Annotated in this window: 15 protein-coding genes; 8 read left to right on the plus strand and 7 right to left on the minus strand. The window is 64.6% G+C overall.

All coding sequences use genetic code 11. The features are described 5' to 3' along the window. Nucleotides 1-92: 92 nt before the first annotated feature. From AC1MBU_RS07665 to AC1MBU_RS07675, 3 genes are all read right to left on the minus strand, one after another. Nucleotides 93-719 (minus strand): Maf family protein, encoded by a 627-nt coding sequence (locus tag AC1MBU_RS07665; RefSeq protein WP_479789672.1) that lies wholly within the window; start codon nt 717-719, stop codon nt 93-95. 109 nt (nt 720-828) lie between these two features. Beyond that, nucleotides 829-2,220 (minus strand): dicarboxylate/amino acid:cation symporter, encoded by a 1,392-nt coding sequence (locus AC1MBU_RS07670; protein WP_479789673.1) that lies wholly within the window; start codon nt 2,218-2,220, stop codon nt 829-831. 148 nt (nt 2,221-2,368) lie between these two features. Next, the gene (locus tag AC1MBU_RS07675; protein WP_479789740.1) at nt 2,369-3,991 is read right to left on the minus strand and encodes a DUF885 domain-containing protein; all 1,623 of its coding nucleotides are present in this window, start codon (nt 3,989-3,991) and stop codon (nt 2,369-2,371) included. Between the two features lie 245 nt (nt 3,992-4,236). Here AC1MBU_RS07675 and AC1MBU_RS07680 point away from each other — a divergent pair, with 245 nt between their 5' ends. Beyond that, nucleotides 4,237-5,502: a serpin family protein gene (locus tag AC1MBU_RS07680; protein WP_479789674.1), complete on the plus strand. Its 1,266-nt coding sequence runs from the start codon at nt 4,237-4,239 to the stop codon at nt 5,500-5,502. 1 nt (nt 5,503) lies between these two features. Here AC1MBU_RS07680 and AC1MBU_RS07685 read toward each other — a convergent pair whose 3' ends face one another. The 4 genes from AC1MBU_RS07685 to AC1MBU_RS07700 all read right to left on the minus strand — a co-directional run bounded on the left by AC1MBU_RS07685 (nt 5,504) and on the right by AC1MBU_RS07700 (nt 8,267). Further along, nucleotides 5,504-5,836, minus strand: a complete 333-nt coding sequence (locus AC1MBU_RS07685; protein ID WP_346028820.1) for a cupin domain-containing protein — start codon at nt 5,834-5,836, stop codon at nt 5,504-5,506. Between the two features lie 13 nt (nt 5,837-5,849). Continuing rightward, complete coding sequence (locus AC1MBU_RS07690) at nt 5,850-6,293, minus strand: pyridoxamine 5'-phosphate oxidase family protein (protein ID WP_346028821.1); 444 nt, start codon at nt 6,291-6,293, stop codon at nt 5,850-5,852. Between the two features lie 112 nt (nt 6,294-6,405). Then, the gene (locus AC1MBU_RS07695; protein ID WP_346028822.1) at nt 6,406-6,636 is read right to left on the minus strand and encodes an acyl-CoA carboxylase subunit epsilon; all 231 of its coding nucleotides are present in this window, start codon (nt 6,634-6,636) and stop codon (nt 6,406-6,408) included. Further along, nucleotides 6,633-8,267, minus strand: a complete 1,635-nt coding sequence (locus tag AC1MBU_RS07700; protein ID WP_277358293.1) for an acyl-CoA carboxylase subunit beta — start codon at nt 8,265-8,267, stop codon at nt 6,633-6,635. Before AC1MBU_RS07700 ends, AC1MBU_RS07695 begins: the two co-directional genes overlap by 4 nt. 229 nt (nt 8,268-8,496) lie before the next feature. Here AC1MBU_RS07700 and AC1MBU_RS07705 point away from each other — a divergent pair, with 229 nt between their 5' ends. The 7 genes from AC1MBU_RS07705 (at nt 8,497) to AC1MBU_RS07735 (ending at nt 25,414) form a co-directional block, all read left to right on the plus strand. Continuing rightward, nucleotides 8,497-9,345 carry an SDR family oxidoreductase gene (locus tag AC1MBU_RS07705; RefSeq protein WP_277358294.1) on the plus strand — a complete coding sequence of 283 codons (849 nt, stop codon included), beginning with the start codon at nt 8,497-8,499 and terminating at the stop codon, nt 9,343-9,345. Between the two features lie 83 nt (nt 9,346-9,428). Then, complete coding sequence (locus tag AC1MBU_RS07710; protein WP_277358295.1) at nt 9,429-10,148, plus strand: VIT1/CCC1 transporter family protein; 720 nt, start codon at nt 9,429-9,431, stop codon at nt 10,146-10,148. 47 nt (nt 10,149-10,195) lie between these two features. Continuing rightward, on the plus strand, nt 10,196-11,080 hold the full coding sequence (locus AC1MBU_RS07715; RefSeq protein ID WP_277358296.1) for a biotin--[acetyl-CoA-carboxylase] ligase: 885 nt from the start codon (nt 10,196-10,198) through the stop codon (nt 11,078-11,080). 41 nt (nt 11,081-11,121) lie between these two features. After that, nucleotides 11,122-11,730, plus strand: coding sequence for a PH domain-containing protein (locus AC1MBU_RS07720; protein WP_277358297.1), 609 nt, complete (start codon nt 11,122-11,124; stop codon nt 11,728-11,730). A gap of 55 nt (nt 11,731-11,785) precedes the next feature. Further along, nucleotides 11,786-12,868 carry an adenylate/guanylate cyclase domain-containing protein gene (locus tag AC1MBU_RS07725; protein WP_235563308.1) on the plus strand — a complete coding sequence of 361 codons (1,083 nt, stop codon included), beginning with the start codon at nt 11,786-11,788 and terminating at the stop codon, nt 12,866-12,868. A 244-nt stretch (nt 12,869-13,112) separates the two neighbouring features. After that, nucleotides 13,113-19,160, plus strand: a complete 6,048-nt coding sequence (locus tag AC1MBU_RS07730; protein WP_479789675.1) for an Ig-like domain-containing protein — start codon at nt 13,113-13,115, stop codon at nt 19,158-19,160. Between the two features lie 134 nt (nt 19,161-19,294). Then, complete coding sequence (locus tag AC1MBU_RS07735) at nt 19,295-25,414, plus strand: Ig-like domain-containing protein (RefSeq protein WP_479789676.1); 6,120 nt, start codon at nt 19,295-19,297, stop codon at nt 25,412-25,414. Nucleotides 25,415-25,422 lie beyond the last annotated feature (8 nt).

The raw sequence follows: 25,422 nt of genomic DNA on the forward strand, positions 1-25,422 counted from the left end.
GAGCCTAGCGCGGTTTTGTTGCTACTGCCCATAAACCATGCCGATTCCCCGTGTTGGGCAGGGATTATTTGTAGGGAAGCTACAAAGCGCTGCTACTGCCACACATCGGTGATGCTCACTTCTGCAGCGCGGAGCAGCTCGCGCAGCGTGGAGATACTGAGCCCGACGACGGCGTGTGGGTCACCGTCGACCTTGCGGATGAAGGCCCCGCCGCGTCCGTCGATTGTGAAGGAGCCGGCACAGTTCAGCGGCTCACCGGTTGCGATGTAAGCCTCGATCTCGGCGTCATCCAACGGCATGAAGTGAACCTCAGCAGAGGCGACTGCGCCCGCCGCGGCGCCTGATCCGCCGTCGTTCATTTCCCGGGTGTCCACGAGCCAGTGGCCGGTGTGAAGTGTTCCGGAGGAGCCGGACATGCGCTTGATGCGCTCCCTGGCAACGTGCGCTTCATACGGTTTGCCGTGCGCCTCGCCCTCGAACTCGAACACCGAATCGCAGCCGATCACCAGGGCGCCGCGCGCTTCGGGAAGCGCTGCAACGGCCTCGGCCTTGGCGCGTGCCAGCAGCTGGGCGGTGTCGTACGGACTCGGCGAGCCATGTGCGGCGGTGACGGCGTCCTCGTCAACGTCGGACACCGTGACCGTATGCGCGATGCCCGCCTCGGTGAGGAGTTTGGTGCGTGCGGGGGATGCGGAAGCGAGGATCAGCCGGAGGGTCATGCGAACCAGCCTAGTGTTCCCGGAGCTCCTACAAACACCCGTGAGTTGGCAGGACACACCGCTTACGAAGGTTCATGAGGGGTGTGTCCTGCCAACTCAACGACGGTGGTTAGGCCTTGGCCCCCGCGAGCTCAGGCGCTGCGTCAGAGCTCGGGGTGTCATCCACGAACGGATCCCCAGTGCGCTTTGCGTTGTAGAGCTCCGTGTCGAGGAGGTTTTCCCGCTTCGCGACGATCGTCGGGACGAGCGCCTGGCCGGCAACATTCACCGCGGTTCGGCCCATGTCCAGGATCGGGTCGACGGCAAGCAGAAGTCCGACGCCGGCGAGCGGCAGTCCCAGCGTGGACAGCGTCAGGGTAAGCATGACGACGGCGCCCGTAGTGCCCGCGGTCGCAGCCGATCCCAGTACGGAAACCATTGCAATCAGTACGTACTGCCCGAAGTCCAGCTGGATGCCGAAGAACTGGGCCACGAAGATCGCTGCGATGGCGGGGTAGATTGCGGCGCAGCCGTCCATCTTGGTGGTAGCGCCGAGCGGCACGGCGAAGGATGCGTAGCTGCGCGGTACGCCGAGGTTGCGCTCGGTCACCCGCTGGGTCAGCGGAAGGGTGCCGATGGACGAGCGGGAGACGAAAGCCAGCTGGATGGCGGGCCATGCGCCTGAGAAGTACTGCTTCACGGATAGACCGTTGGCGCGGATCAGTACGGGATAGACGGCGAACAGCACCAGCGCAAGACCAACGTAGATGGCGAGCGTGAACTTGCCGAGTGAACCGATGGTGTCCCAGCCGTAGACAGCAACGGCCTTGCCGATCAGGCCGACGGTGCCGATCGGTGCAATCCGGATGATCCACCACAGCACCTTCTGGATGACGGCGAGAGCGGAGGCATTGAGAGCGAGGAACGGTTCGGCCGGCTTGCCCACCTTCAGGGCGGCAATGCCGATGGCGACGGCGACCACCAGGACCTGCAGCACATTGAAGCTGAGTCCAGTGGTGACGGCGCCGGCGTCGTCCACGCTGGACGAGGCCTGCAGGCCAAGGAAGTTTGCGGGAATGAGTCCGGTCAAAAACGCCCACCAATCACCGGTTCGGCCGGTGTACTCGCTCGGAGGCGCCGCGTTGGTGTTTGCACCGGGCTGGAAAATTGTTCCAAGCCCGATGCCGATCACCACAGAGATCAACGCGGTGATGGCGAACCAGAGCAGCGTCTGTCCAGCCAGGCGTGCAGCATTGTGGACAGCGCGGAGGTTGGCGATCGAGCTCACCACTGCGGTGAAAATCAGGGGTACGACGGCGGCCTTCAGGAGCGCGACGTAGCTTGAGCCGATGGTCGCGAGGGTTGTGCCGAGGGTGGTGGGAGTCTCTTCGGTGTGGCCGGAGTACTTGGCCACGAGGCCGAGCGCCAGGCCAACGATGAGGGCAGCGATGATTTGCGGTCCGAAGGAGGTAGCCCAGCGGGGCAGCCTGCGGGACGCCGGAGCGGAAGTTTCTGAAGTCACCCGAGAACAGTAGGTTCGTTCCTTTAACAAACAAATTGCTTATTGCGAAATGTTTCATCCTGAACTAAATGAGTTGGCAGGGCACACCCCTTATGAGACTCGATACGGGGTGTGCCCTGCCAACTCAACGCTGGGGGACCAGCGGGGACTAGCTGAGCAGCGCCCGGCGGAGCGTGTCGAGACCGACCGATCCCAGGTTGAGCGCTCGGGTGTGGAAGTCCCGCAGGTTGAAGGACTCGCCTTCACGCTGCTTCACCTCGTCGCGGATCTGCTCCCAGAGGCGTTGACCGATCTTGTAGGAGGGCGCCTGTCCCGGCCAGCCGAGGTAGCGGTTGAACTCGAAATTCAACTGGCCCTCACTGATGGCGATGTTCTTCTTCAGGAACTCGTACCCCTTGTCCGGCGTCCAGGTACCGGAGCCCCACCGCTCGGGGATCTCGAGCTCGAGGTGGACGCCGATGTCGAAGACCACGCGGGCCGCGCGCATCCGCTGGGCATCCAGCATCCCGAGGCGGTCTCCCGGATCATTCAGGTAGCCGAGGTCTTCCATGAGCCGCTCCGCATACAGCGCCCAGCCCTCGCCGTGCCCGGAAACCCAGACGGCGTTGCGGCGCCAGGAGTTCAGGAGCCCGCGCTGGAAGGTTGCCGTGGCAATCTGCAGGTGGTGTCCCGGAACGCCCTCGTGGTAGACCGTGGTGGTTTCCTTCCAGGTGGTGAAGGTGTCCTCACCCTCCGGAACCGACCACCACATGCGGCCCGGGCGGGCGAAGTCGTCTCTGGGACCCGTGTAGTAGATTCCGCCTTCTTTGGTGGGAGCGATCATGCATTCGATGGTGCGCATGATGTCCGGGATGTCGAAGTGCACACCGGCAAGCTCCCGGACAGCGCGGTCGGACAGTCCCTGCATCCAGGCCTGCAGCGCATCGGTGCCCTGCAACTGGCGCTCGGGCGATTCATCGAGGATGCGCATGGCTTCCTCGATGGATGCGCCTTCCTTGATCTCGTTGGCGACGGACTCCTGCTCGGCAATCAGCCGGTCCAGTTCCTCGACGCCCCACTGGTAGGTCTCCTCGAGGTCTACCGCCGCACCCAGGAACTGGCGTGACATCAGCGAGTAGCGCTCACGGCCCACCGCGTCCTTCTCCGGAGCCTCGGGCAGCAGTTCCTCCTCGAGGAAAGTGCTGAGGTGGCGGTAGGCGTTGCGTGCGGCCTCGCAGCCGGCGGCGAGTTCCGTTAGTACGGAGTCCGGAAGGCCGCCGTCGTTCTCCATGGTTGCGCCGCTGACGTATTCATCGAAGTAGCCGCCGTCCGCAGCGTAGGCGTTGGTCTGTTCCATGACGATGCGGATCTGGCGCGCTGCGGGCAGGATGCCGCGGTTCTTGCCCTCGCGAAGGGAAGTGATGTACCCGCCGATGGCGTCCGGCACATTGCAGAGCCTGCCGGCAATGTGATGCCACTGCTCAGCGGTGTCAGTGGGCATGAGATCAAAGATCATGCGGATTTCCTGCGCCGGGCAGGCCAGGTTGTTCAGGTCCGCGAGGTTCAGGCCCGTCTCGTGGATCTCCAGTTCCAACCCGAGGCGTTCATGCATCGCATCGAGGGTGACGGCGTCGACCTCGTCGGTAGGTTCGAGGTCATCAAGGCGACCGAGGGTTTCCCTCGTGGCTTCAGCGAACGCCTCCAGCCCAGCGGGTGAGTAGTCGCGGTATTCGGTCTCGTGTCCCGGCAAGCCGAGCTGGGTGGCAAACCCGGGATCGAGTTGCAGCAGCATCTCCGTATAGGCCTCGGCAACGGCGTCGATGGCCGTCTGGGCGCGGGTGGGTGCCTCAGCGGTCAGGTGTGCGGTGGAAGTCTCGTTGATCACCCGTAGAGCCTAACGGCACGTTATCGCCCACGGCCACAGAGCTGTCCATAGTTCAGCGGGATCGTGACCGGATTGTGTTCCGGCCCTGCTGGAGGCCGGCCCCAATGGTGCCCTACGTTTGAAGTCCGGCGGTTCACTCAAGGGAGACAGCCATGGGCACCATTCCGAAACGCCTCCTCACCTCCATTTTGGCCGCCGGAATGCTGGTGCTGACCGGTTGCGGATCACCGGCGCTGCCAGAACAGCGGATCGCCGATGTGGAGCGGGAAACCGTTCTGCTCACAGATCATCCCGACGCCGTCGCAGCCCTCCGCGACTCCTCCTACCGGCTCGGCGCAGCAATGCTTGCCGCAGATCCCGAGGGCAACCAGGTCACCAGCCCCGTCAGCGCGCTCGCGGCCCTTGCCATGCTGAGGATCGGAGCAGGAACGACGACGGCGGAAGAGTTGGACTCCGTTCTCGCCTTCCCGGCGGAAAACCGGAACGAGGCGATGAACGCGCTGCTCACCAACTGGGCCGCATATGATGGCGATCCCGCCACGGTCGATGATGAAGAACCGCCGGAAGAACCCCTGCTGCACTTGGCGAACGGGCTATTCCCGGCGGAGGCCCTCGTGCTCGAGGATGACTTCCTGGAACCTCTCGCCCAGCACTTCGGCGCCGGTGTGTACCCCGTGGATTACCCCAGCGGTGACGCACTCGATGCAATGAACGCGTGGGTGAAGCAGCACACCGGCGGGCGGATTGAAGAAGTACCACTGGAACCGACGCCGGACACACGCCTCAACATCATCAACACCGTCTACTTCGCAGCGGCCTGGGCTGCCCCCTTCGACCCTCAAAGCACGCAGACCGGACCCTTCAGGACAAGCGGCAGGGTGATCCAGACCCCTCTGATGCACGCCGTGCTCCCGCTGAAGTACGTCGACGGCGGCAGCTGGCAGGGCGTTGACCTGCCCTATCACAACGGGTTCGTGATGCGATTGCTCCTGCCGGAGGAAGGCTCAAACCCGGTCCTGGGCGAGGCTGCCCTCGCGGAGGCCAATGGGAAGATGGACGACGCCGGTGAAGAACTGGTGGCGCTCACCCTGCCTTCGTGGGACCACACCTCTGAGTTGGATCTCAAGGAGGTGCTCACCACCATGGGACTGAAGGAGGCGATGGGCAGGACGCCCGACTACACCGGCATCAGCGTCGACGGACTCTACGTGGAGGGCGCCGCTCAATCGGCAAACATCACTGTTGCCGAGAAGGGCACCATCGCCGCTGCCGTGACGCAGATCAGCATGGCCGAGAGCGGATTCGCGGAGCCGGACGTCGAGATTACGTTCGACCGGCCCTTCCTCTACCAGATCCTTCACGAGGACACCGGCATGCCGCTGTTCCTCGGTACGGTGATGGACCCGAGCCGGACCTGAATCAGGAAAGTTTCGCCACCGTCAGGAGAACAATCGACTCCTCGATCGCCTCCAGCGAGTGGCGGGCCTGCGGGACAATCAGCAGGTCCCCGGGAGACCCTTCCCAGGACACGTCCCCTGCACGTAGCGTTACCCTGCCCTGCAGCACCTGAACCGTCGCCTCACCGGGATTCTCATGTTCAGCCAGGTGCGAGCCCGCAGCGAGGGCGATCATGGTCTGGCGCAGGGTCTGCTCATGCCCGCCGAATACTGTCCGGGCGCTGCGCCCGCTCGAAGCGTTGCGGGCGAGCTCGAGTTGATGCCGCATCAGCGCGGTCAGTGACGATTTTTGCATGGGCTCCTCCGCCTCAGACTGCCTGGACACTGCGGCCGCTGATCTGTGTGGGCTGAATTCCGACGAACGTTGTCCGCGATCCGCCCGCCCATGGTTCCTCTGCTGAGCGCCCCCAGAGTTCGGTCAGCAGCGCCTCGTCGCGCACGGCGTCCGCAGTTCCATTGGCCAGCACGGACCAGCCGGCCATCGCCTCCGAACGGACCTCGTCCACCTGGAAAGCGCAACCGTTGAGGGGGAGCAGACTGCCGATGTCCCCGTCGTCCCGGGTGCGGAAGTAAATTGCGCCGTCGTGCACCAGATAGTTCACCGGGTAAATCTGCACGGCGCCGTTCCGGAGGAAACCGATCCGGCCCGTCTGGTGCGTACTCAGCAGCGCCCAGCACCTGGTTTCCGAAAGATCCTCCGACATGTGAAGCGTGCCGGGCTGTCCTCGCCACTCGTCTTCCCTGGAATCCATCAGCTTCCTTCCGCCGGAACAATTCCGCGATTGCCGTGCTCGGTCTCGTACCCCCACCCTAGGGTGGTTGCCGACGGAAGTGGAAGGATCCTGCCTATTGTGGCCGTGTAAGTCACCGCCGGGCGCTGCGCCGCCACGATCCCGGGCCCGGCCGGGGTCCGAGCCGCAACTGATCGCGGCGGATCCAGGTGCGGTGCGGCGCGTGTCCGCGCGCGCCGTCGTCGTTCGCCTGCAGTCCAAGCACGACGACGGCGAGAGCCGCCAGCTCCTCCGCCGTCGGGTTCCCTGCCACCACCTGAAACAGCGGCTCGGCTTCTTCTGTAGGCGAGAGGTCCGCGCTCACAGCGGGATGTTCCCATGCTTCTTGGCGGGCAGCGAAGCGCGCTTGTCGCGCAGCGCGCGCAGACCGCGGACAACCTGAATCCTGGTGTCCGACGGCGCAATCACCGCGTCCACATAACCCAACTGCGCGGCCTGGTAGGGATTCAGCAGTTCCTCTTCATACTGATTGATCACCTCGCTGCGGGCGGCTTCAACGTTGCCTCCGGCGTCAGCTACTGATTTCAGGTGACTGCGGTACAGGATGTTCACCGCGCCCTGTGCGCCCATGACGCCGATCTGCGCCGTGGGCCAGGCGAGGTTGAGGTCCGCGCCAAGCTTCTTGGAACCCATGACGATGTACGCGCCGCCGTAGGCCTTTCGGGTGATGACGGTGATCTTGGGAACCGTGGCTTCGGCGTAGGCATAGAGGAGCTTGGCGCCGCGACGGATGATGCCGTTGAACTCCTGGTCCTTGCCCGGCAGGAAGCCCGGGACGTCCACCAGGGTGAGGATGGGAATGTTGAACGCGTCGCAATGGCGGACAAACCGTGCGGCCTTCTCTGAGGCAGCGATGTCCAGGGTGCCCGCGAACTGCATCGGCTGGTTGGCGACGATTCCGATGGTGTGGCCCTCCACACGGGCGTACCCGATCACCACGTTCGGCGCATAGAGAGACTGCATCTCCAGGAAATGGCCGTCATCCACGATTGTTGAGATGACGGTGTGCATGTCGTACGGCTGGTTGGCGGAGTCGGGGATGAGCGTGTCCAGCTGAGTGTCAGCCTCATTGATTTCGAGGTCCTCGGTGAACTCGGTCAGCGGTGCTTCGGCGAGGTTGTTGGACGGCAGGAAGTCGAGCAGCTCCCGGACAAAGTCGATGGCGTCCTGCTCATCGGTGGCCAGGTAGGCGGAGGTTCCCGTGGTGGAGTTGTGCTGCCGCGCGCCTCCCAGGGTTTCCATGTCCACGTCCTCGCCGGTGACGGTCTTGATGACGTCGGGGCCGGTGATGAACATATGCGAGCTCTTGTCCACCATGACCACGAAGTCGGTCAGCGCGGGGGAGTACGCCGCGCCGCCTGCACACGGGCCCATGATGAGCGAAATCTGCGGGACCACGCCGGAGGCATGCACGTTGTTGCGGAAGATGTCAGCGAACATCGCGAGCGACGCGACGCCCTCCTGGATGCGTGCGCCGCCGCCGTCGTTGATCCCCACCAGCGGGCAGCCGTTACGGAGCGCGAATTCCTGAACCTTGACGATTTTCTCGCCGTTGACCTGGCTGAGCGATCCACCATAGACCGTGAAGTCCTGGCTGTAGATCGCGATCTGCCGGCCGTCCACGGTGGCGTAGCCGGATACCACCCCGTCGCCGACGGGCTTTTTCTTCTCCATGCCGAATGCCGTGGACCGGTGGACGGCAAGGGCGTCGAACTCCACGAAGGAACCCGGGTCCACGAGCAGGTCGATGCGCTCGCGTGCCGTGCCCTTGCCCCGGGCATGCTGCTTCTCGATCGCCTCCGGGCCGGAAGGCGCTAACGTCCGTTCCTGGCGTTGCCGGAAGTCGGCTAGCTTGCCTGCGGTTGTCTGGAGGTCTGGCCCGGTGTCGACTGCGTCTTCGGTGCCCTGCTCGAGGGGAAGCGTTTCGGGTTGCATCGAGTCTCTTCCGATTGGTGTCCTGGTGGCGGGCGAGTAGCCGGTCTCGAGGGGCCTTAAGTAGGTTTCCTCCAAAGAACCGGGCTTCTCGCCCAGTCTAGTAAGCAAAACGACCCGCATAGCTGTAGAACACCTACAACAACTTCTTGAAAGACTTAGCGCCCGCCCCGAAGTTACCCACGAGTAACAATTAGGTTTCCCACCCCCTGTGCCGATTATGGTGTCACCTATGACCCGCAATGGCGCACCTGTGTCCGGCACCCTTTCAGGGCGCACCATCCTCATGTCCGGCGGCAGCAGGGGGATCGGCCTGGCCATCGCCCTCCGTGCGGCGCGTGACGGCGCCAACGTCGCCATTCTCGCCAAAACGGGCGAGCCCCACCCCAGTCTCGAAGGCACCGTGCACACCGCCGCGGAAGAGATCCGCGCAGCCGGCGGCGGAGCACTGGCCCTCGTGGGGGATGTAAGAAACGACGACGACGTCGCCTCGGCGGTGGAGGCGACGGTCGCCGAATTCGGAGGTATCGACGTCGTTATCAACAATGCGTCGGCGATCGACCTCTCGAAAACGGCCGACGTGTCCATGAAGCGCTATGACCTGATGGCGGACATCAACGTGCGCGGGACGTTCATGCTGAGCAAGTTCGCCTTGCCGGCGCTGTGTAAGGCTACGAATGCCCACATCCTGACGCTCTCCCCGCCGCTGAACCTGGATCCGGTCTGGGCGGGAAAGCACCTTGCCTACACCATGGCCAAGTACGGCATGAGCCTGACAACGCTCGGGCTCGCCGAGGAACTCCGGGACGAAGGCATCGCCGTCAACTCGCTCTGGCCGGCCACGTTGATCGACACCGCGGCGATCCGCAACATGCCCGGCGGGAGCGAACTCATCAAGGCTGCCCGGACACCGGACATCGTCGCTGACGCCGCCCACGCCGTGCTGGTCCGGCCGGCGCGCGAGTGCACCGGGAACTTCTTCACCGACGAGGAAGTCCTGCGCTCCGAAGGCGTCACCGACTTCAGCCGCTACAGCCTCGGCGCTCCCGAGGACCGACTGGTGCCGGACATCTTCCTCTAGGTTGACGGCTGCCCGGCAGCCGTGCGCCGGCCGGGCCCTGCATCTGCCTGGTGGGAACCGGTCATCGGTGCTGTACTTCTGTCATGACTGATCCAGGAGGACACGCGGCTGAACCGCATGACAACGGGGTTGCAGCTCGCTTGAACTGGCTTCGCGCCGCAGTCCTGGGAGCAAACGACGGTATCGTATCGACTGCCGCCACCGTCGTCGGTGTCGCAGGAGTGACTAATGTTGTCGCCCCGATCCTCATCGCTGGAACGGCCGCCGTCGTCGGCGGAGCGGTGTCCATGGCGCTCGGCGAATATGTTTCGGTGAGCAGCCAACGGGACAGCCAGGAAGCCTTGATCGAGAAGGAGCGCCAGGAACTGCGCGATGATCCGGACGGAGAGCTCACCGAGCTGGCCGGTCTGTATGAGCAGCGCGGGCTCAGCAGCGAAACTGCCCGCCAGGTCGCCGAGGAGCTGACCCAGCACGATGCCCTCGCCGCGCACCTCTCAGCGGAGCTGAACATCGACGAACTCGAGGTCGTCAATCCGTGGCATGCTGCCTTTGCGTCTGCTGCATCCTTCGCGGCAGGGGCCGTCCTGCCCCTCCTGACAATTCTCATCCTCCCCGCAGGTGTCCGCATCCCGTTCACGTTTGTAGCGGTTCTTGTTGCACTGGCCATCACCGGTGCAGTCAGCGCGCAGGTCGGGGGCAGCTCCCGGCGCCGGGCGATGGCGAGGCTCGTCCTCGGCGGAGCGCTTGCCATGGCCGTCACCTACGCCGTGGGATCCCTCCTGGGAACCACCGGAATCGTCTGACTGCGGGCCGTCTCCAGCGCGGTTCCGGCGCCCAGTAGGCTTGGACAATGACATCCCGCTACTCCAACCTTGAACGTCCGGGCCTGGACGAGAACGGCCTGCGCGAGGCGCTGTGCCGCCCGCAGGGTCCCTACGGCAGGCTGGACCTGGTGGAGGCAACGGGCTCAACCAACACCGACCTTGCGGAGCACTGCGTCGAGGATCCCGGGAACTGGCCGGATCTCAGCGTGCTCACCGCCGAGGAGCAGACGGCCGGCCGCGGCAGGCTGGACAGGATCTGGACGGCGCCGGAGCGCTCCTCGCTGTTCGTCAGCGTTCTGCTGCGCCCCCATAATCCGGAGGGCCGGCCCCTACCAACGCAGAGTTACGCGTGGATGTCCCTGCTGGCGGCGCTCGCGCTCTCGGAGAGCATCGAGGAACGCACCGAAATCTCTCCCCAACTCAAGTGGCCCAATGACGTCCACGTTGACGGCCGCAAGCTGGCCGGTGTCCTCGCCCAGCTCGTGCCGGGCGCCAACGCCGAGCCGCCCGCCGTCGTCGTCGGTGCGGGTGTGAACGTCAGCCTCACCGATCAGGAACTGCCGGTCCCCACCGCCACCAGCCTGCTGCTTGAATACGCCGCCACCACGGACCGGAACATCCTCCTGAAGGCCTATCTGCGCCGCCTGTCAGCACATTACGGTGACTTCACCGCGGTCGACGGCGACGCAACCCGCCCCTGGAAGGGCGGCGCCTCGCTGCTCACACGGGTCAGCGAACGCATGGTGACGCTGGGCCAGGATGTCCAGGCGGATCTGCCCAACGGCAGCGTCATCACCGGGCGTGCCATGAATCTCGATTCCCACGGTGCCCTGGTGGTGCGCGATGAGGATGGTGAGAGGCATACGGTCTCGGCGGGGGACGTCGTACATCTGCGGCCGCTGACGCTGTAAGGAGGAGCTCGACCAATGCGGCACGCACCGGATGCACGATCATGCGGATAAGACTCGAGCCGGGGGAGCACGTGGTGGTGCGTACCCGGCCACACCCGCGGCGCCTGCTGGTTCCGTTCTGCCTGGCCCTGCTGATTCTGGCCGGTGCCGGCTACGGGCTCGGTTGGTTCAGCCGGTCACAGCTGCCGCTCGGGTGGGAGCAATGGGGCCCGGCGATTGTCACCGTATTCCTGCTCCTTATGCTGCTTTTCCTGTTCCGCGTCTTCCTCCGGCCGCTGCTGCGCTGGGCCGGCACCCGGTATATCCTGACCAGCCGGCGGCTGATCCGGCGGGCAGGTATCACCAGGCGCAGTGAGCGGGAAGTTCGGCTGACGGGAATCTTCCAGATCATCATCGAGCAGGCCCTCGTCGAGCGGCTTACCGGTGGAGGCACGTTGTTTGTTGATCTGGGCCGAGACCGGATCCTCTCCTTCCGCGAGGTTCCGCAGGTGCATACGTTCAAGGAGTACATGGTGGCTGCGATCAGCGACCTACCGCTGACCGCCATGTTCGATGGTGTAGATATGGAAGCGGAGCCGGTGGACGGGGTAGAAGACGAAGCATGGAACAGGAGCGGTGATGAGCGCCAACAGCGGCACGGATGGAACTGAAGCCGGTGGCACCGGCTCCTTTGCCGATGACCCCGACAACCCCTTGACCCTTTCCATGCCGGCGTTCAACCGGGCAGACCTGCCTCCGCCGCCGGAGAAGCTGGACCGCGACGCCATCCGGCGCCTCGAGGTTGAACTGCTCGGCGCTGAACGAACGCTGCGCCGCAGGGATGTGGCAACAGGTGCCGGGGTGTCCCTGCTGTCCGCGCGGAAGCTCTGGCGCGCAATGGGATTTCCCAACATCGGGGACGACGACGTCGCGTTCACCGAAAAGGACATGGAAGCCCTGACCACCATCATCGAACTGGTGCGCAAAGAGCAGCTGACGGAATCGGCGGCAATTTCCATCACCCGTGCCATCGGGCAGATGACGGATCGCATGGTGGTGTGGCAGATTGAGGCGCTTGTCGAGGAGATGGTGGTTCAGCGTGGAATCTCCGACTCCGCTGCCCGCCGGAACCTCGTTGCCGAGCTTCCGCACCTGCTCGAGCCGCTCGAGAAGACGCTGGTCTACGCGTGGCGCCGCCAGATGAACGCAGCGGTCCAACGGCTGGCCGTCCGCTCGGAGTCGGGGCTCGCCTCTAGCGCGGGAGGGCCTGAAGGAGCCGAGGACGACGCACCGCTGCCGCTGGCCCGCGCCGTCGGGTTCGCGGACCTGGTCTCCTACACGAGCCTGTCCCGGCAGATGAATGAACGCACCCTCGCCCAACTGGTGCAGCGGTTCGAAAACCGAAGCGCGGAGATCATCTCTGTCGGCGGCGGACGCCTGGTGAAGACCATCGGCGATGAAGTGCTCTACATTGCCGAGACGCCCGAGGCCGGCGCTGAAATTTCGCTGGCGCTCGCCAAGGCGTTCACCGAGGACGACCTGCTTCCCTCGGCGCGCGTCTCCATGGTGTGGGGCCGGATCCTGTCCAGACTGGGTGACATCTACGGGCCCACGGTGAACCTGGCGGCCCGCCTGACCTCGCTGGCGGAGCCCGGCACGGTGTTGATCGACGCCTCCACCGCCGCAACCCTGCGCGAGAACGAACGCTTTGTGCTGATGCCCCACAAAGCGCGGACCGTACGCGGTTTCGGGGAAGTTCACCCCGTGACGCTCGCGCGCGGCACCGGCACCGGCCTGGTTCTCGACTGACGGTTTCATTCACGACTGACAACGCCTCACCGATGGGCACAAGTACCCACGAGTGCCGGTCGGCCGGTTTGCGAAGTCATGCAACACTTTAATCGGTCAAGTATTCCGGCCGCCTCCTATTGAGTGAGGAAGCGGCCGTCCAGCGTCTCACCCGGGGAACATTGTGAAGCTACTGAACCGCCTTCGACGATTCAGCACCAAACACAAACGAGCATTATCGGTATCCACTGCCTCTGCCGTCAGCGTGGGTGTGATCAGCGGTGCCTTGCTTTATCCCGGTTTTGCCACTGCCGAAGTTGACCTGAACGACGGCGGTGTGTGGGTGACGAATAACAACACCGGAATGGTGGGTCACCTTAATTACCAGTCGCGGCTCCTGGACGGCGGCTACGCAGCGAACAGTGACAGCTTCGACATCATTCAGGACCAGGCCACGGTCTTCAATATCAACTCTGATCAATCCAAGGTCAGCCCCGTCGACGTGGCCAACGTGGTCCGCGGCACTGAAGTTCAGCTGCCCGGTTCAGCAGCGGTGGCCATGGGGGGTACGACGGCGGCGGTGACGGACCGCGCCGGTGGTGCGGTCTGGATTACCACGGTGCAGAACCTGGCGGCGTTCAGTGACCAGGAAACGGAGCCGGTGGTGACCGGTTCGTCCGGTGTGGTTGCGGCGGTTTCTTCGAACAACCGTGTTCTGGTCGCGGACCCGTCCGCCGCGACGGTGTCTACCTATGTTGTTGCCCCCGACGGCACCTATGAGGAGCCCGCCCTCGTCGAGGCGGAGGCACTGGGATCGTTCGGTGACGCGCAGATCGCCGCTGTGGGAGATCAGGCAGTGGTGTTCGACGGCGAGTCCGGTCAGCTCGTCCTGCCCGGCGGAGAGGCGGTGACCCTTCCGGATGCTGTGGGTGGGCGTCTGCAGCAGAGCGGCCCGGCGGGCAGTTTCGCGGTGGTGGCCACACCGACGTCGCTGATCAAGCAGCCGCTGAGTGGCGGGGATCCGATCATTACACCCCTGGATTCCACCGGTGTTCCCGCTGCGCCGGTGCAGTTGGACGGTTGTGTCCACGCTGCCTGGGCCGGAGCTGCGGTCTACGTCCGCGACTGCGCCGATGATGCCAGTGATCAGCGGCAGGACATCCCCGAACTCGGTGCGGAATCGGAACTGGTGTTCCGGGTCAATCGCAGCGTTGTCGTTCTCAACGATGTCAACGCCGGTGATGTCTGGCTGGTGCTGCAGAACATGCAGTTGGTCGATAACTGGGGTGACATCATCCCGCCGAAGGATGAGTCCGATGACGAGGACCAGGAATCCGCGAGTGAGAACCCGGTCAACACGCTCCCGGACCGCACCGGTGAAAACCGTCCTCCGGTAGCCGAAGACGATACGTACGGCGCAAGAGCCGGCCGCACCACTATTCTGAACGTCGTCGCCAATGACACAGACCCGGACGGCGATCTCCTGACGAGTACCCTGACCGGGGAACCGCCGGCCGCAGGCAGCGTGCAGCCCATCTACAACGGTGCAGGACTGCAGATTGTGGTCCCGCCGAACGCCACGCCCGGCAACTCCACCTTCACCTATGAAGTGTCCGACGGACGCGGAGGCAGCGATTCCGCGCAGGTCACCCTGGATATTCGCGGGGCTGATTCGAATGAGCCGCCCAACGCATTGCGCTCCACGAAAATTCTTGTGGAGGAGGGCAAGTCCGTCAGCCAGAACATCCTCTCCAGCTGGATGGACCCGGACGGCGATGACCTGTTCCTGGTGAGTGCGGAGCCGACGCCGGACGGTGATCAGGTGAGAACCCGCTCGGACGGGCTGCTGACCTTCCGTGATGTCGGCAAGGGCCAGGGCGTGAAGGAAGTAAACATCGTCGTTTCGGACGGCCGTGAAGAGGTGTCCGGCGTCATCAGTTTCGATGTCCGGGCAGCAGGGACGTTGGCGCCGGTGGTCAATTTCGATCACTTCACTGCCGTCGTCGGGCAGGAATCCCAACTGAGCCCGCTGCAGAACGACCTCGATCCGGCAGGCGGCCAACTGAGCCTCGCGAAGGCGGAGCTGACCGGCGGGGATGCAGTGGTGACGCCGGACTACGACACCGGCACGATCGCCTTCACTCCGAGCGCCGCCGGCACGTACTACGTCGAGTACCTGGTGACCAACGGACCGCAGAGCGCGAGCGGACTGATCCGGGTTGATGCAAAGGCCGAGGGTGCGGAGGGCGCGCCGATCGCCGTCCGAGACGTTGCTCTGCTGCCGCGCAACGGCGATGTGCTGGTTGACGTTCTGGGCAACGACAGCGACCCCTCGGGTGGGGTGCTTGTGGTGCAGTCAGTGGATGTACCCGCGGGGTCACCCCTGGAGGTCGCGGTACTCGACCACAACGTGTTGCGCATCCACGATGTGCGGAACCTGAGCGAGCAGACCACCATCACCTACACGATTTCAAACGGCACGGCCTCGGCCACCGGGGAAGTAAGCGTGCTCTCGGTGGAGGGCCCGGAGACGCCCCTGCCGCCGCAGGCCAACTCCGACGAGGTCACGGTACGCGCCGGTGACGTCGTCAACATACCGGTGCTCGACAACGACACTCACCCCAACGGCGATGAGCTGACCCTGAATCCCGTCCTCGCTCAGGGGATCGACCTCGGGGACGGCCGGATTTTCGCCTCGGAGAACTCACTGCGTTTCGTCGCCGGCACCACAGCCAAAACTGTGTACGCCATCTACGAGGTGCTGGACAGCACCGGGCAGACGGACTCGGCGGAGGTACGGATCAACATCCGGCCGCTCGATGAGCGCAACACGCCTCCGGTACCGAAGAACCTCGACGCGCGCGTCATCGCCGGATCGACGGTCCGGATCCCGGTCCCGCTGGACGGTATCGACGCGGATGGCGACTCGTCCTTCCTCACCGGCATCGACGCCGCTCCGACGATGGGCGCAGCGATCCCGGGACCGAACTACATCGACTTCACCGCATCGGCCACCGGAGCGGGGACCGACACCTTCACCTACACCGTCCGCGATCGGCTTGGCCTGGAGAACACCGGCACCATTCAGGTGGGCATAGCTCCTGCCGCGGAAGCGAACCAGAAACCCATTGCCGTCAACGACGGCGTCATCCTCCGGCCCGGCCGCGCCATTGCCGTCGACGCGCTGCGCAACGATTCAGACCCCGACGGCGACCCCATCGCGCTTGATCCCGAGGGGGTCACTGCCACCCCCGAGGAAATGGCTCCGGAGGTGGTCGAGGGCCGCGTGCTGTTCAGCGCACCCCAGGCCGAGGGAGACTTCAGCGTCCGCTACTCAGTGGCTGATGATCGCGGTGCCTCCGCCAACGGCAACATCAACGTGACGGTCGACCAGAACGCTCCACTGCTCCTGCCCATCGCGCGTGATGACAGGGTCGAGGTGACCGAGACCCGCGGACAGACCGCCGTGGACGTTCCGGTCCTGAAAAACGACGAGGATCCGGACGGCGTCGCAGAGGATTTGGAAGTCAGCGTTGACCCCGCCGATGCCACCGCGGCCGTGGGTGCGGAGAACGTGGTCCGCGTCGAGCTGACACCGGAGCCGCAGTCCATTCCGTACTCCGTCGAGGACATCGACGGTGGTGTCGCGACCGCCGTCATCTGGGTACCCGGGCTGAGTGAACAGTATCCGACGCTCATCAGCAACGCTCCCATCGATGTGCAGGCGGGGGAGGAACTCGCCCTCGACCTGCGCGAGCTGGTGGAGGTCCGCGAGGGCCGCACGCCGCGCCTGACCGTCACTGAGAAGGTCACGGCGATCGGCACCAGCAACGCCAACGACTGGGTGGTCGATCCGAACAACCTCCGCTACGCCGCGGACGCGGATTACGCCGGCAAGGGCTCCATCACCTTCGAGGTCACCGACGGCACCGGACCCGATGACCCGGAGGGCTTGAGCTCCACCCTCACCGTCCTCACCAACGTGATCGCCGCTGAGGAAAGCCCCAACTTCCCGCCGACCCTGGATTCCGGGTCCCTCGAAGTTGCCATCGCCGAGCCGGCAGTCACGCTCGATCTGGCCGGTCTTGCCGCCGACCAGAATCCTGAGGACACCCTCGAGTTCTCGCTCACCGGTGAGCAACCTGCCGGCTTCGATATCTCCTTCGCCGGTTCGGTGCTGACCGTCGCAGCCCAGGACGGCGCCGAGGTCGGCACCACCGGAACCATCGGAATCTCCGTGACGGACGGGGAAGACACGGCGAACAGTTTGGTGGCGCTGACGGTGTTGGCGTCCAGCCGGCCGGTTCCGGTCGCTAACGACGACGAAGTGCCTGACGCCGTTCAGGGCGAGCCGGTGACGGTGGACGTGCTCACCAACGACGTGAACCCGTTCCCGGAAGAGCCGCTGCGGATCGTCGACGTCATCGCGGACGGCAACGGCAGCGTTTCCCAGCAGGGAGACTCAGTCCTCGTGACGCCGGGTGAGTCCTTTGTGGGAAACATGACCGTGCAGTACACGATTGAGGACAAGACCGGGGAACTGTCCCGCGTCGCAACGGCCCAGATTCTCCTCACGGTCAAGGGCAAGCCGGGCGTTCCCTCCACACCGGTGGTCGAAAGCACGCGAAATAAATCGGTGGTCCTGTCCTGGGATCCGCCGGCTGACAACGGTTCACCGATCACCGGTTACACGGTCACCAGTAACAACGGGTTCACCCAGGAGTGCCCGGCGACCACGTGTACGCTGACCGGGCTCACCAATAACGTCGAGTACGTGTTCACCGTCACCGCCACCAACGACATCGGTACGTCCGACCCGTCGCCGGAATCGGCGGTCGCGCGTCCTGACACACAACCGGCTCAGCCTGCTCCTCCGGCGCTGGTGTTCGGTGACGGATCGCTGACGGTGAGCTGGACACCTCCAGCCAACGAGGGTTCCCCGGTCGAAGGCTATGACCTCCAGATCTCTCCCGCACCACCCAACGGGGCGGTCCAGCGCAGCGCAACCGGCAGCCCGCTGACCTGGGAAGGCCTGGAGAACGGCACCGCCTACAAGGTTCGGGTGCAGGCACGCAATGCCGCTCCGGATCCGTCGGAGTGGAGTGATTACTCCGCTGCCGAGATTCCGGCCGGCCTGCCGGGAACACCGGCGGCGCCGACGACGACGCGCGCCGACTCAGTGGGCACGGAAAGTCAGCTGGTGGTCGACTGGGCAGACGTGGCGCCGAACGGCGACACCGTGACGAAGTACCAGGTGCAGGAATTCCGCGGGGGCGCCCTGGTGCGCACGTTGCCCGAGGTGCAGGCGTCCGAGCAGACCATCGTCGTTCCCAACGCCGAGGCGGACTACAGCTACGCGGTCCGTGCCTACAACAAGGCCGGCTGGACCGAATATGGCGCCCAGTCCACGCCGCGTCGTGCTGTTGGTTCTCCTGCGGCGCCAAGCAACGTGAGCCTGAAGGAAACCCGAACCAACGCGGAAGGCCGTCACGTTGTGATCAACTTCAGCGAACTCAGCGCTGATCAGCGCAACGGTGCCCGAGCCTCCGAGGTGAGCTACCAGGCGAACTTCAGCGACGGCCGCCAGATGGGCATCAGACCGGGACAGGAAGTCGGCGGGTTCCCGAACGGCACGGCAGTGACCGCGACGGTCACCGCCATCGTCAACAGCGACGGCGCCAACTACAGTAGCCAACCTGCAGGCTCCAACCGGGTTAATCCGTTCGGCAGCCCCGGTGCGGCGAGAGCGGGCGCCCGGGACGGGGCCAAGGAACAGAAAGAAGTTACCGTGAGCTGGGATCCACCGAACCTGGGTGCCCACGATGTGAAGCAAATCCAGATCAGGATCAACGGCGGCGGGTGGGAGAACGTCCGTAATTCCAATAGCCGCACCATCAAAACCGACGGCTATAACGAGCGTGTCATCATCCGGGTGCGGTCAATGAATTCACGGGGCGAATTCGGGCCGGTTGCTGAAGCAACAGCCAGAAGCGGTGAGGCTCCACCGCCGCCACCTCCCAAGCCGACAGAGTGGACCATCACGGCCGGCGGACCGGAGTTGAGCTCTCGCAGCTGCATGGATCCTCCCAGCGGACCTACAAACTACGGCGGGCCGGGAGACTGCACCGGCGGTCACTGGATCAATGCCGGCGAGTCCTTCAAGTCAAGGTGCTATGTAATCTATGGCGGCAACGTCTGGTACTTCCAGAACTCCGGTGGAAAGAACCAGGGACTCATCATGAAGGGGATTCACGCGCAGGGGCACGGCGCCAACCCTCCCGCCGGAATGCCGCGCAGGGACGGCGGCTGCTGATTTCCCGCGTACCAAAGGCTTCGATCGTTCCTCCCATGGGTGCCGGTGCCGATGGGAGGACGGCAGGCCAGGCTATAGACTCGTCCTTGACGCCTGAGGGGCAAGGCGTACATTCTTCGGGGGGATTTCAGCTCATGAATCGTGGTCTCGATCGCCTGCGTCGTTTCAGCACCAGGCACAAGCGGGCATTGTCGGTATCGACCACTTCCGCAGTGAGCATCGCCGTGGTGGGCGGTGCGCTCCTTTATCCCGGTTTTGCCACTGCCGAGGTCGATCTGAACGACGGCGGTGTATGGGTGACCAACCGGAACACCGGCATGGTGGGTCACCTCAATTACCAGTCCAGGCTTCTGGACGGTGGGTACGCAGCGAATAGCGACAGCTTCGACATCATTCAGGACCAGGCCACGGTCTTCAACATCAACTCCGACCAGTCGAAGGTCAGCCCCGTCGATGTCGCCAACGTGGTTCGCGGAACCGAGGTACAGCTTCCCGGTTCAGCGGCTGTGGCGATGGGCGGTACGACGGCGGCAGTCACCGACCGCGCCGGTGGTGCGGTCTGGATTACAACGGTGCAGAACCTCGCTGCCTTCAGCGATCAGGAGACCGAACCGGTGGTGACCGGTTCTTCCGGTGCGGTCGCGGCGGTGTCCTCGAATAACCGTGTGCTGGTCGCAGACCCGGGCGCAAAGACGGTCTCTACCTACGTGGTCGCCCCCGACGGCACCTACGAGGAGCCGACGGTCGTCGAGGCGGAAACGCTGTCAACGTTCGGTGACGCGCAGATCGCCGCCGTGGGAGACCAGGCAGTTGTGTTCGACGGCGAATCCGGGCAGCTCATTTTGCCTGATGGGGAGGCGGTCACCCTGCCGGATGCTGCCGGTGGCCGGTTGCAGCAGAGCGGACCGGCGGGCAGCTTTGCGGTGGTGGCGACGCCGACGTCGCTGATCAAGCAGCCGCTGAATGGTGGCGATCCGGTCATCACACCGCTGGATGCGACAGGGGTTCCTGCTGCGCCGGTGCAGTTGGACGGCTGTGTCCACGCGGCGTGGGCCGGGCCTGCCGTCTACGTCCGCGACTGCGCGGATGACGCCAGCGACCAGCGGCAGGACATCCCTGAACTCGGTGCGGAATCGGAACTGGTGTTCCGGGTCAACCGCAGCGTTGTGGTCCTCAACGACGTCAACGCCGGCGACGTCTGGCTGGTCCTGCAGAACATGCAGCTTGTGGACAACTGGGGCGACATCATCCCGCCGAAGCAGGATTCCGATGACGAGGACCAGGAATCGGCGAGTGAGAACCCGGTCAACACACTCCCGGACCGCACGGGTGAGAACCGTCCTCCGGTCGCCGAAGACGACTCCTACGGTGCACGTGAAGGCAAGACCAGCATCCTCAACGTCGTCGCCAATGACACGGACCCGGATGGTGACCTGCTCACGGCGCGATTGAGCGGGGACCAGCCGGCCGCAGGCAGTGTGCAGCCCATCTATAACGGTGCAGGACTGCAGATTGTGGTGCCGGCAGATGCCCCTGTGGGTATTTCTACATTCGCTTACGAGGTCGAGGACGGACGTGGCGGCACGGATGCCGCCCAGGTCGACGTCGAGGTTCGCGGGGCTGACACGAATGAGCCGCCAAATCCTCTGCGTCCCACGAAGATCCTTGTGGAGGAGGGGAAGTCGGTCAGCCAGAACATCCTCTCCAGCTGGACGGACCCCGACGGCGATGACCTGTTCCTGGTGAGTGCGGAGCCGACGCCGGATGGGGATCAGGTGCGCACGCGCTCGGACGGATTGTTGACGTTCCGCGATGTCGGCAAGGGCCAGGGGGTGAAGGAAGTCAACATCGTCGTCTCGGACGGCCGTGAAGAGGTGTCCGGTGTTATCAGTTTCGATGTGCGTGCGTCGGGGACACTGCCGCCGGTGGTCAATTTTGACCACTTCACCGCCGTCGTCGGGCAGGAATCGCAACTGAGCCCGCTGCAGAATGACCTCGATCCGGCGGGCGGCCAGTTGAGCCTCGCGAAGGCGGAGCTGACCGGCGGGGATGCAGTGGTGACGCCGGACTATGACACCGGCACCATCGCCTTTACTCCGAATTCGGCGGGAACCTATTACGTCGAATACCTGGTGACCAACGGCCCGCAGAGCGCCAGCGGTCTCATTCGCGTCGATGCGAAAGCCGACGGTGCGGAGGGCGCGCCGATCGCCGTCCGTGATGTGGCACTGCTGCCACGGAATGGCGACGTGTTGGTCGACGTTCTCGGAAATGACAGCGACCCGGGCGGCGGCGTCCTGGTGGTGCAGTCCGTCGAAGTCCCGGCAGATTCGCCAGTGGACGTTGCAATCTTGAATCACAATGTGTTGCGCATCCATGACGTGCGGAATCTCAGCGAGCAGACCACCATCACCTACACGATGTCGAACGGCACGGCCTCGGCAACCGGTGAGGTGAGCGTGCTGCCCGTGGAGGGCCCGGAAACGCTGCTGCCGCCGCAGGCCAACTCCGACGAGGTCACAGTGCGTGCAGGAGACGTCGTCAATATCCCGGTGCTCGACAATGACACCCACCCCAACGGCGACGAACTCACGCTGAGTCCTGTCCTGGCCCAGGGGATCGACCTCGCGGACGGCCGGATCTTCGCGTCGGAGAACTCGCTGCGTTTCGTGGCTGGACCCACGGCGAAGACTGTCTACGCCATCTACGAGGTGTTGGACAGCACCGGGCAGACCGATTCCGCAGAGGTACGGATCAATATCCGACCGTTGGATGCACCGAATACCCCACCCGTGCCGAAGAACCTCGATGCCCGTGTGATCGCCGGATCGACGGTGCGCATCCCGGTTCCGCTGGACGGCATTGACGCCGACGGTGACTCCGCTTTCCTGACAGGAATCGACGTCGCTCCGACGATGGGCGCGGCGGTTCCCGGCCCCAATTACATCGACTTCACCGCATCGGCCACCGGAGCGGGTACGGATACCTTCACCTACACGGTCCGTGACCGGCTTGGCCTGGAGAACACCGGCACCATTCAGGTGGGCATAGCGCCTGCAGCGGAAGCGAACCAGAAACCCATCGCCGTGAACGATGGTGTGATCCTCCGGCCTGGGCGCGCGATCGCTGTCGATGCGCTGCGAAATGACTCGGACCCGGACGGTGACCCGATCGCGCTTGATCCGGAGGCTCTGGCGGGCACGCCGGAGGAGATGACTCCGGAGGTGGTCGAGGGCCGCGTGCTGTTCAGTGCGCCTCAGGCAGAAGGTGATTTCAGCGTCCGCTATGGCATCCAGGACAGCCGGGGTGGCACCGCCGCAGGCAATATCAGTGTCACCGTCGATCAGAACGCTCCGCTGTTGTTGCCGATCGCCCGCGATGATCGGGTGGAGTCGGAAGAGACCCGCGGCCAGACGGCTGTGGACGTGCCGGTCCTGAAAAACGATGAGGACCCTGACGGTGTGGCCGAGGACCTCGTTGTTCGGGTCGATCCGGCAGCCGTCACCGCCTCAGTGGGAGCGGAGAACGCAGTCCGCGTTGAGCTCACCGAGCAGGCTCAGATCATCCCGTACACGGTGGAGGACATCGACGGCGGTGTTGCCACCGCCGTGATTTGGGTGCCGGGACTGAGCGAGCAGTACCCCACGCTCATCAGTGACGCACCGATCGACGTGCAGGCAGGAGAGGAACTGGCTCTCGACCTGCGGGAGTTGGTGGAGGTCCGGGAAGGCAGGACGCCGCGGCTGACGGTGACCGAGAAGGTCTCCGCAATCGGGACCAGCAACGCCAACGACTGGGTGGTCGATCCGAACAACCTCCGCTACGCCGCGGACGTCGGTTACGCCGGCAAGGGCTCCATCACCTTCGAGGTCACCGACGGCACCGGCCCCGACGACCCCGAAGGGTTGAGCTCAACCCTGACCGTACTCACCAACGTGATCCCCGCTGCGGAAGGCCCCAACATCCCGCCCACCCTGAACTCTGGATCGCTGGAAGTTGCAGTTGCTGAGCCGGCGGTCTCCCTGGATCTGGCCGGCCTTGCATCCGATCCGAACCCGGAAGACACCCTGGAGTTCTCGCTGACCGGTGATCAACCCGCCGGGTTCGAAGTGTCCCTCGACGGCTCGGTTCTGAGCGTGGCACCCGGTGAGAATTCTGAGGCTGGGCTCACCGGCGTCGTGGGAATTTCGGTATCTGACGGTGAGGAGACCGCAGCGAGTTCAGTTGCGTTGGCGGTGTTGGCGTCGAACCGGCCGCTTCCGGTGGCGAATGACGATGAGGTGCCTGACGCCGTGCAGGGTGAGCCCGTCCCGGTGGATGTGCTGGCCAACGACGTGAACCCGTTCCCGGAGGAACCGCTGCGCATTGTCGATGTGGTCGCTGACGGGAACGGCAGCGTGTCCCAGCAGGGCGAGTCGGTTCTGGTGACGCCGGATGAGTCCTTTGTTGGGACGATGACGGTGCAGTACACGGTGGAGGACAAGACGGCTGACCAGTCGCGCCTGGCGACGGGGCAAATTGTGCTGACGGTGAAGGGCAAGCCGAGGGCGCCGTCAACGCCTGTGGTCGAAAGCACCCGGAACAAGTCGGTGGTCCTGTCCTGGGATCCGCCGGCCGACAACGGTTCGCCGATCACCGGTTACACAGTCACCAGCAACAACGGGTTCACGCAGGAATGCCCGGCGACCACGTGCACGCTGACCGGGCTCACCAACAACGTCGAGTACGTATTCACGGTCACCGCCACCAACGACATCGGTACCTCCGATCCGTCGCCGGAATCGGCTGTAGCGCGTCCGGACACACAGCCGGCCCAGCCCGCTCCGCCGGCGCTGGTGTTCGGTGACGGATCGCTGACGGTCAACTGGACTCCGCCGGCCAATGAGGGCTCACCGATCGAGGGTTATGACCTGCAGATTTCGCCTGCACCGCCGAACGGGGCGGTGCAGCGTAGTGCCACCGGCAGTCCGCTGACGTGGGAGGGTCTGGAGAACGGCACCGCGTACAAGGTTCGGGTGCAGGCACGCAACGCGGCGCCTGATCCGTCGGAGTGGAGCGATTACTCCGCAGCTGAGATTCCGGCTGGGTTGCCGGGAATCCCTGCTGCGCCGACGACGACGCGTGCCGATTCGGTGGGCACGGAGAGTCAGCTGGTGGTCGACTGGGCAGACGTGACGCCCAATGGCGACGCGGTGACGAAGTATCAGGTGCAGGAGTTCCGCGGTGGCGCCCTGGTGCGTACCCTGCCCGAGGTCCAGGCGTCCGAGCAGACCATCGTGGTGCCCAACGCCGAAGCTGACTACAGCTACGCTGTCCGCGCCTACAACAAGGCAGGCTGGACCGAATACGGTGCCCAATCAGCACCTCGTCGCGCGGTTGGTTCTCCTGCAGCGCCGAGTAACGTGAGCCTGAAGGAGACTCGTACCGGCGCCGAGGGCCGCCACGTCCAAATCAGCTTCAGCGAACTCAACGCGGAGCAGCGCAACGGCGCACGAGCGTCCGAAGTCAGTTACCAGGCGGTGTTCAGCGATGGTCGTCAGATGACGGTCAGGCCCGGCCAGGAGATCGGCGGGCTCGCCAACGGATCCGCAGTGACCGCTACGGTCACTGCCATCGTCAACAGCGACGGCGCCAGCTACTCGAGTTCACCCGCCACCTCCAACCAGGTAAGCCCCTACGGCAACCCCGGGAAGCCTTCGGCGAGCGGACAGAACGGTACACAGAACGAAAACAGCGTGACCTTCAACTGGGCACCGCCCAACACCGGAGCTCATGACGTCAAGCAGATTCAGATCAGCATCGACGGCGGTGGTTGGCAGAATGTTGCCAATTCCGGTTCGAGGCGGGTCAGCGGCAACTTCGAACAACAACACGAGATTCGGGTTCGCTCGCTGAACTCCCGCGGCGAAGCAGGGGGAATCGCGAACGCTACAGCCCGCGCGGGCAAGGAACAACCGAGCCAGCTCGACACACGGCTCCTGGGACATATGCAGCGCAGCTGCACCGACCCCGCGAACCGGGCCACCTACGATCCCGAGGAGTTCACCTGTGAAGGCGTGGGCGGAAATAATCCCCCGTGGTTCTACGCCGAGCACCAGTTCGCTGTCGGTTGCTGGATCAGCCACACCGATGGCTACGGCCGGACCGGTCAGTGGTACCGGATTGTTGGAGGGCCGCGCAACGTTGGCCGCTACATCGACGCCGGCCACGTGACCGTCGGCGGGCCGGCCCAGAGCAAACTGCCGCAGTGCTGACAGCCGAC

This window comes from Arthrobacter sp. PTI12, assembly GCF_056679915.1.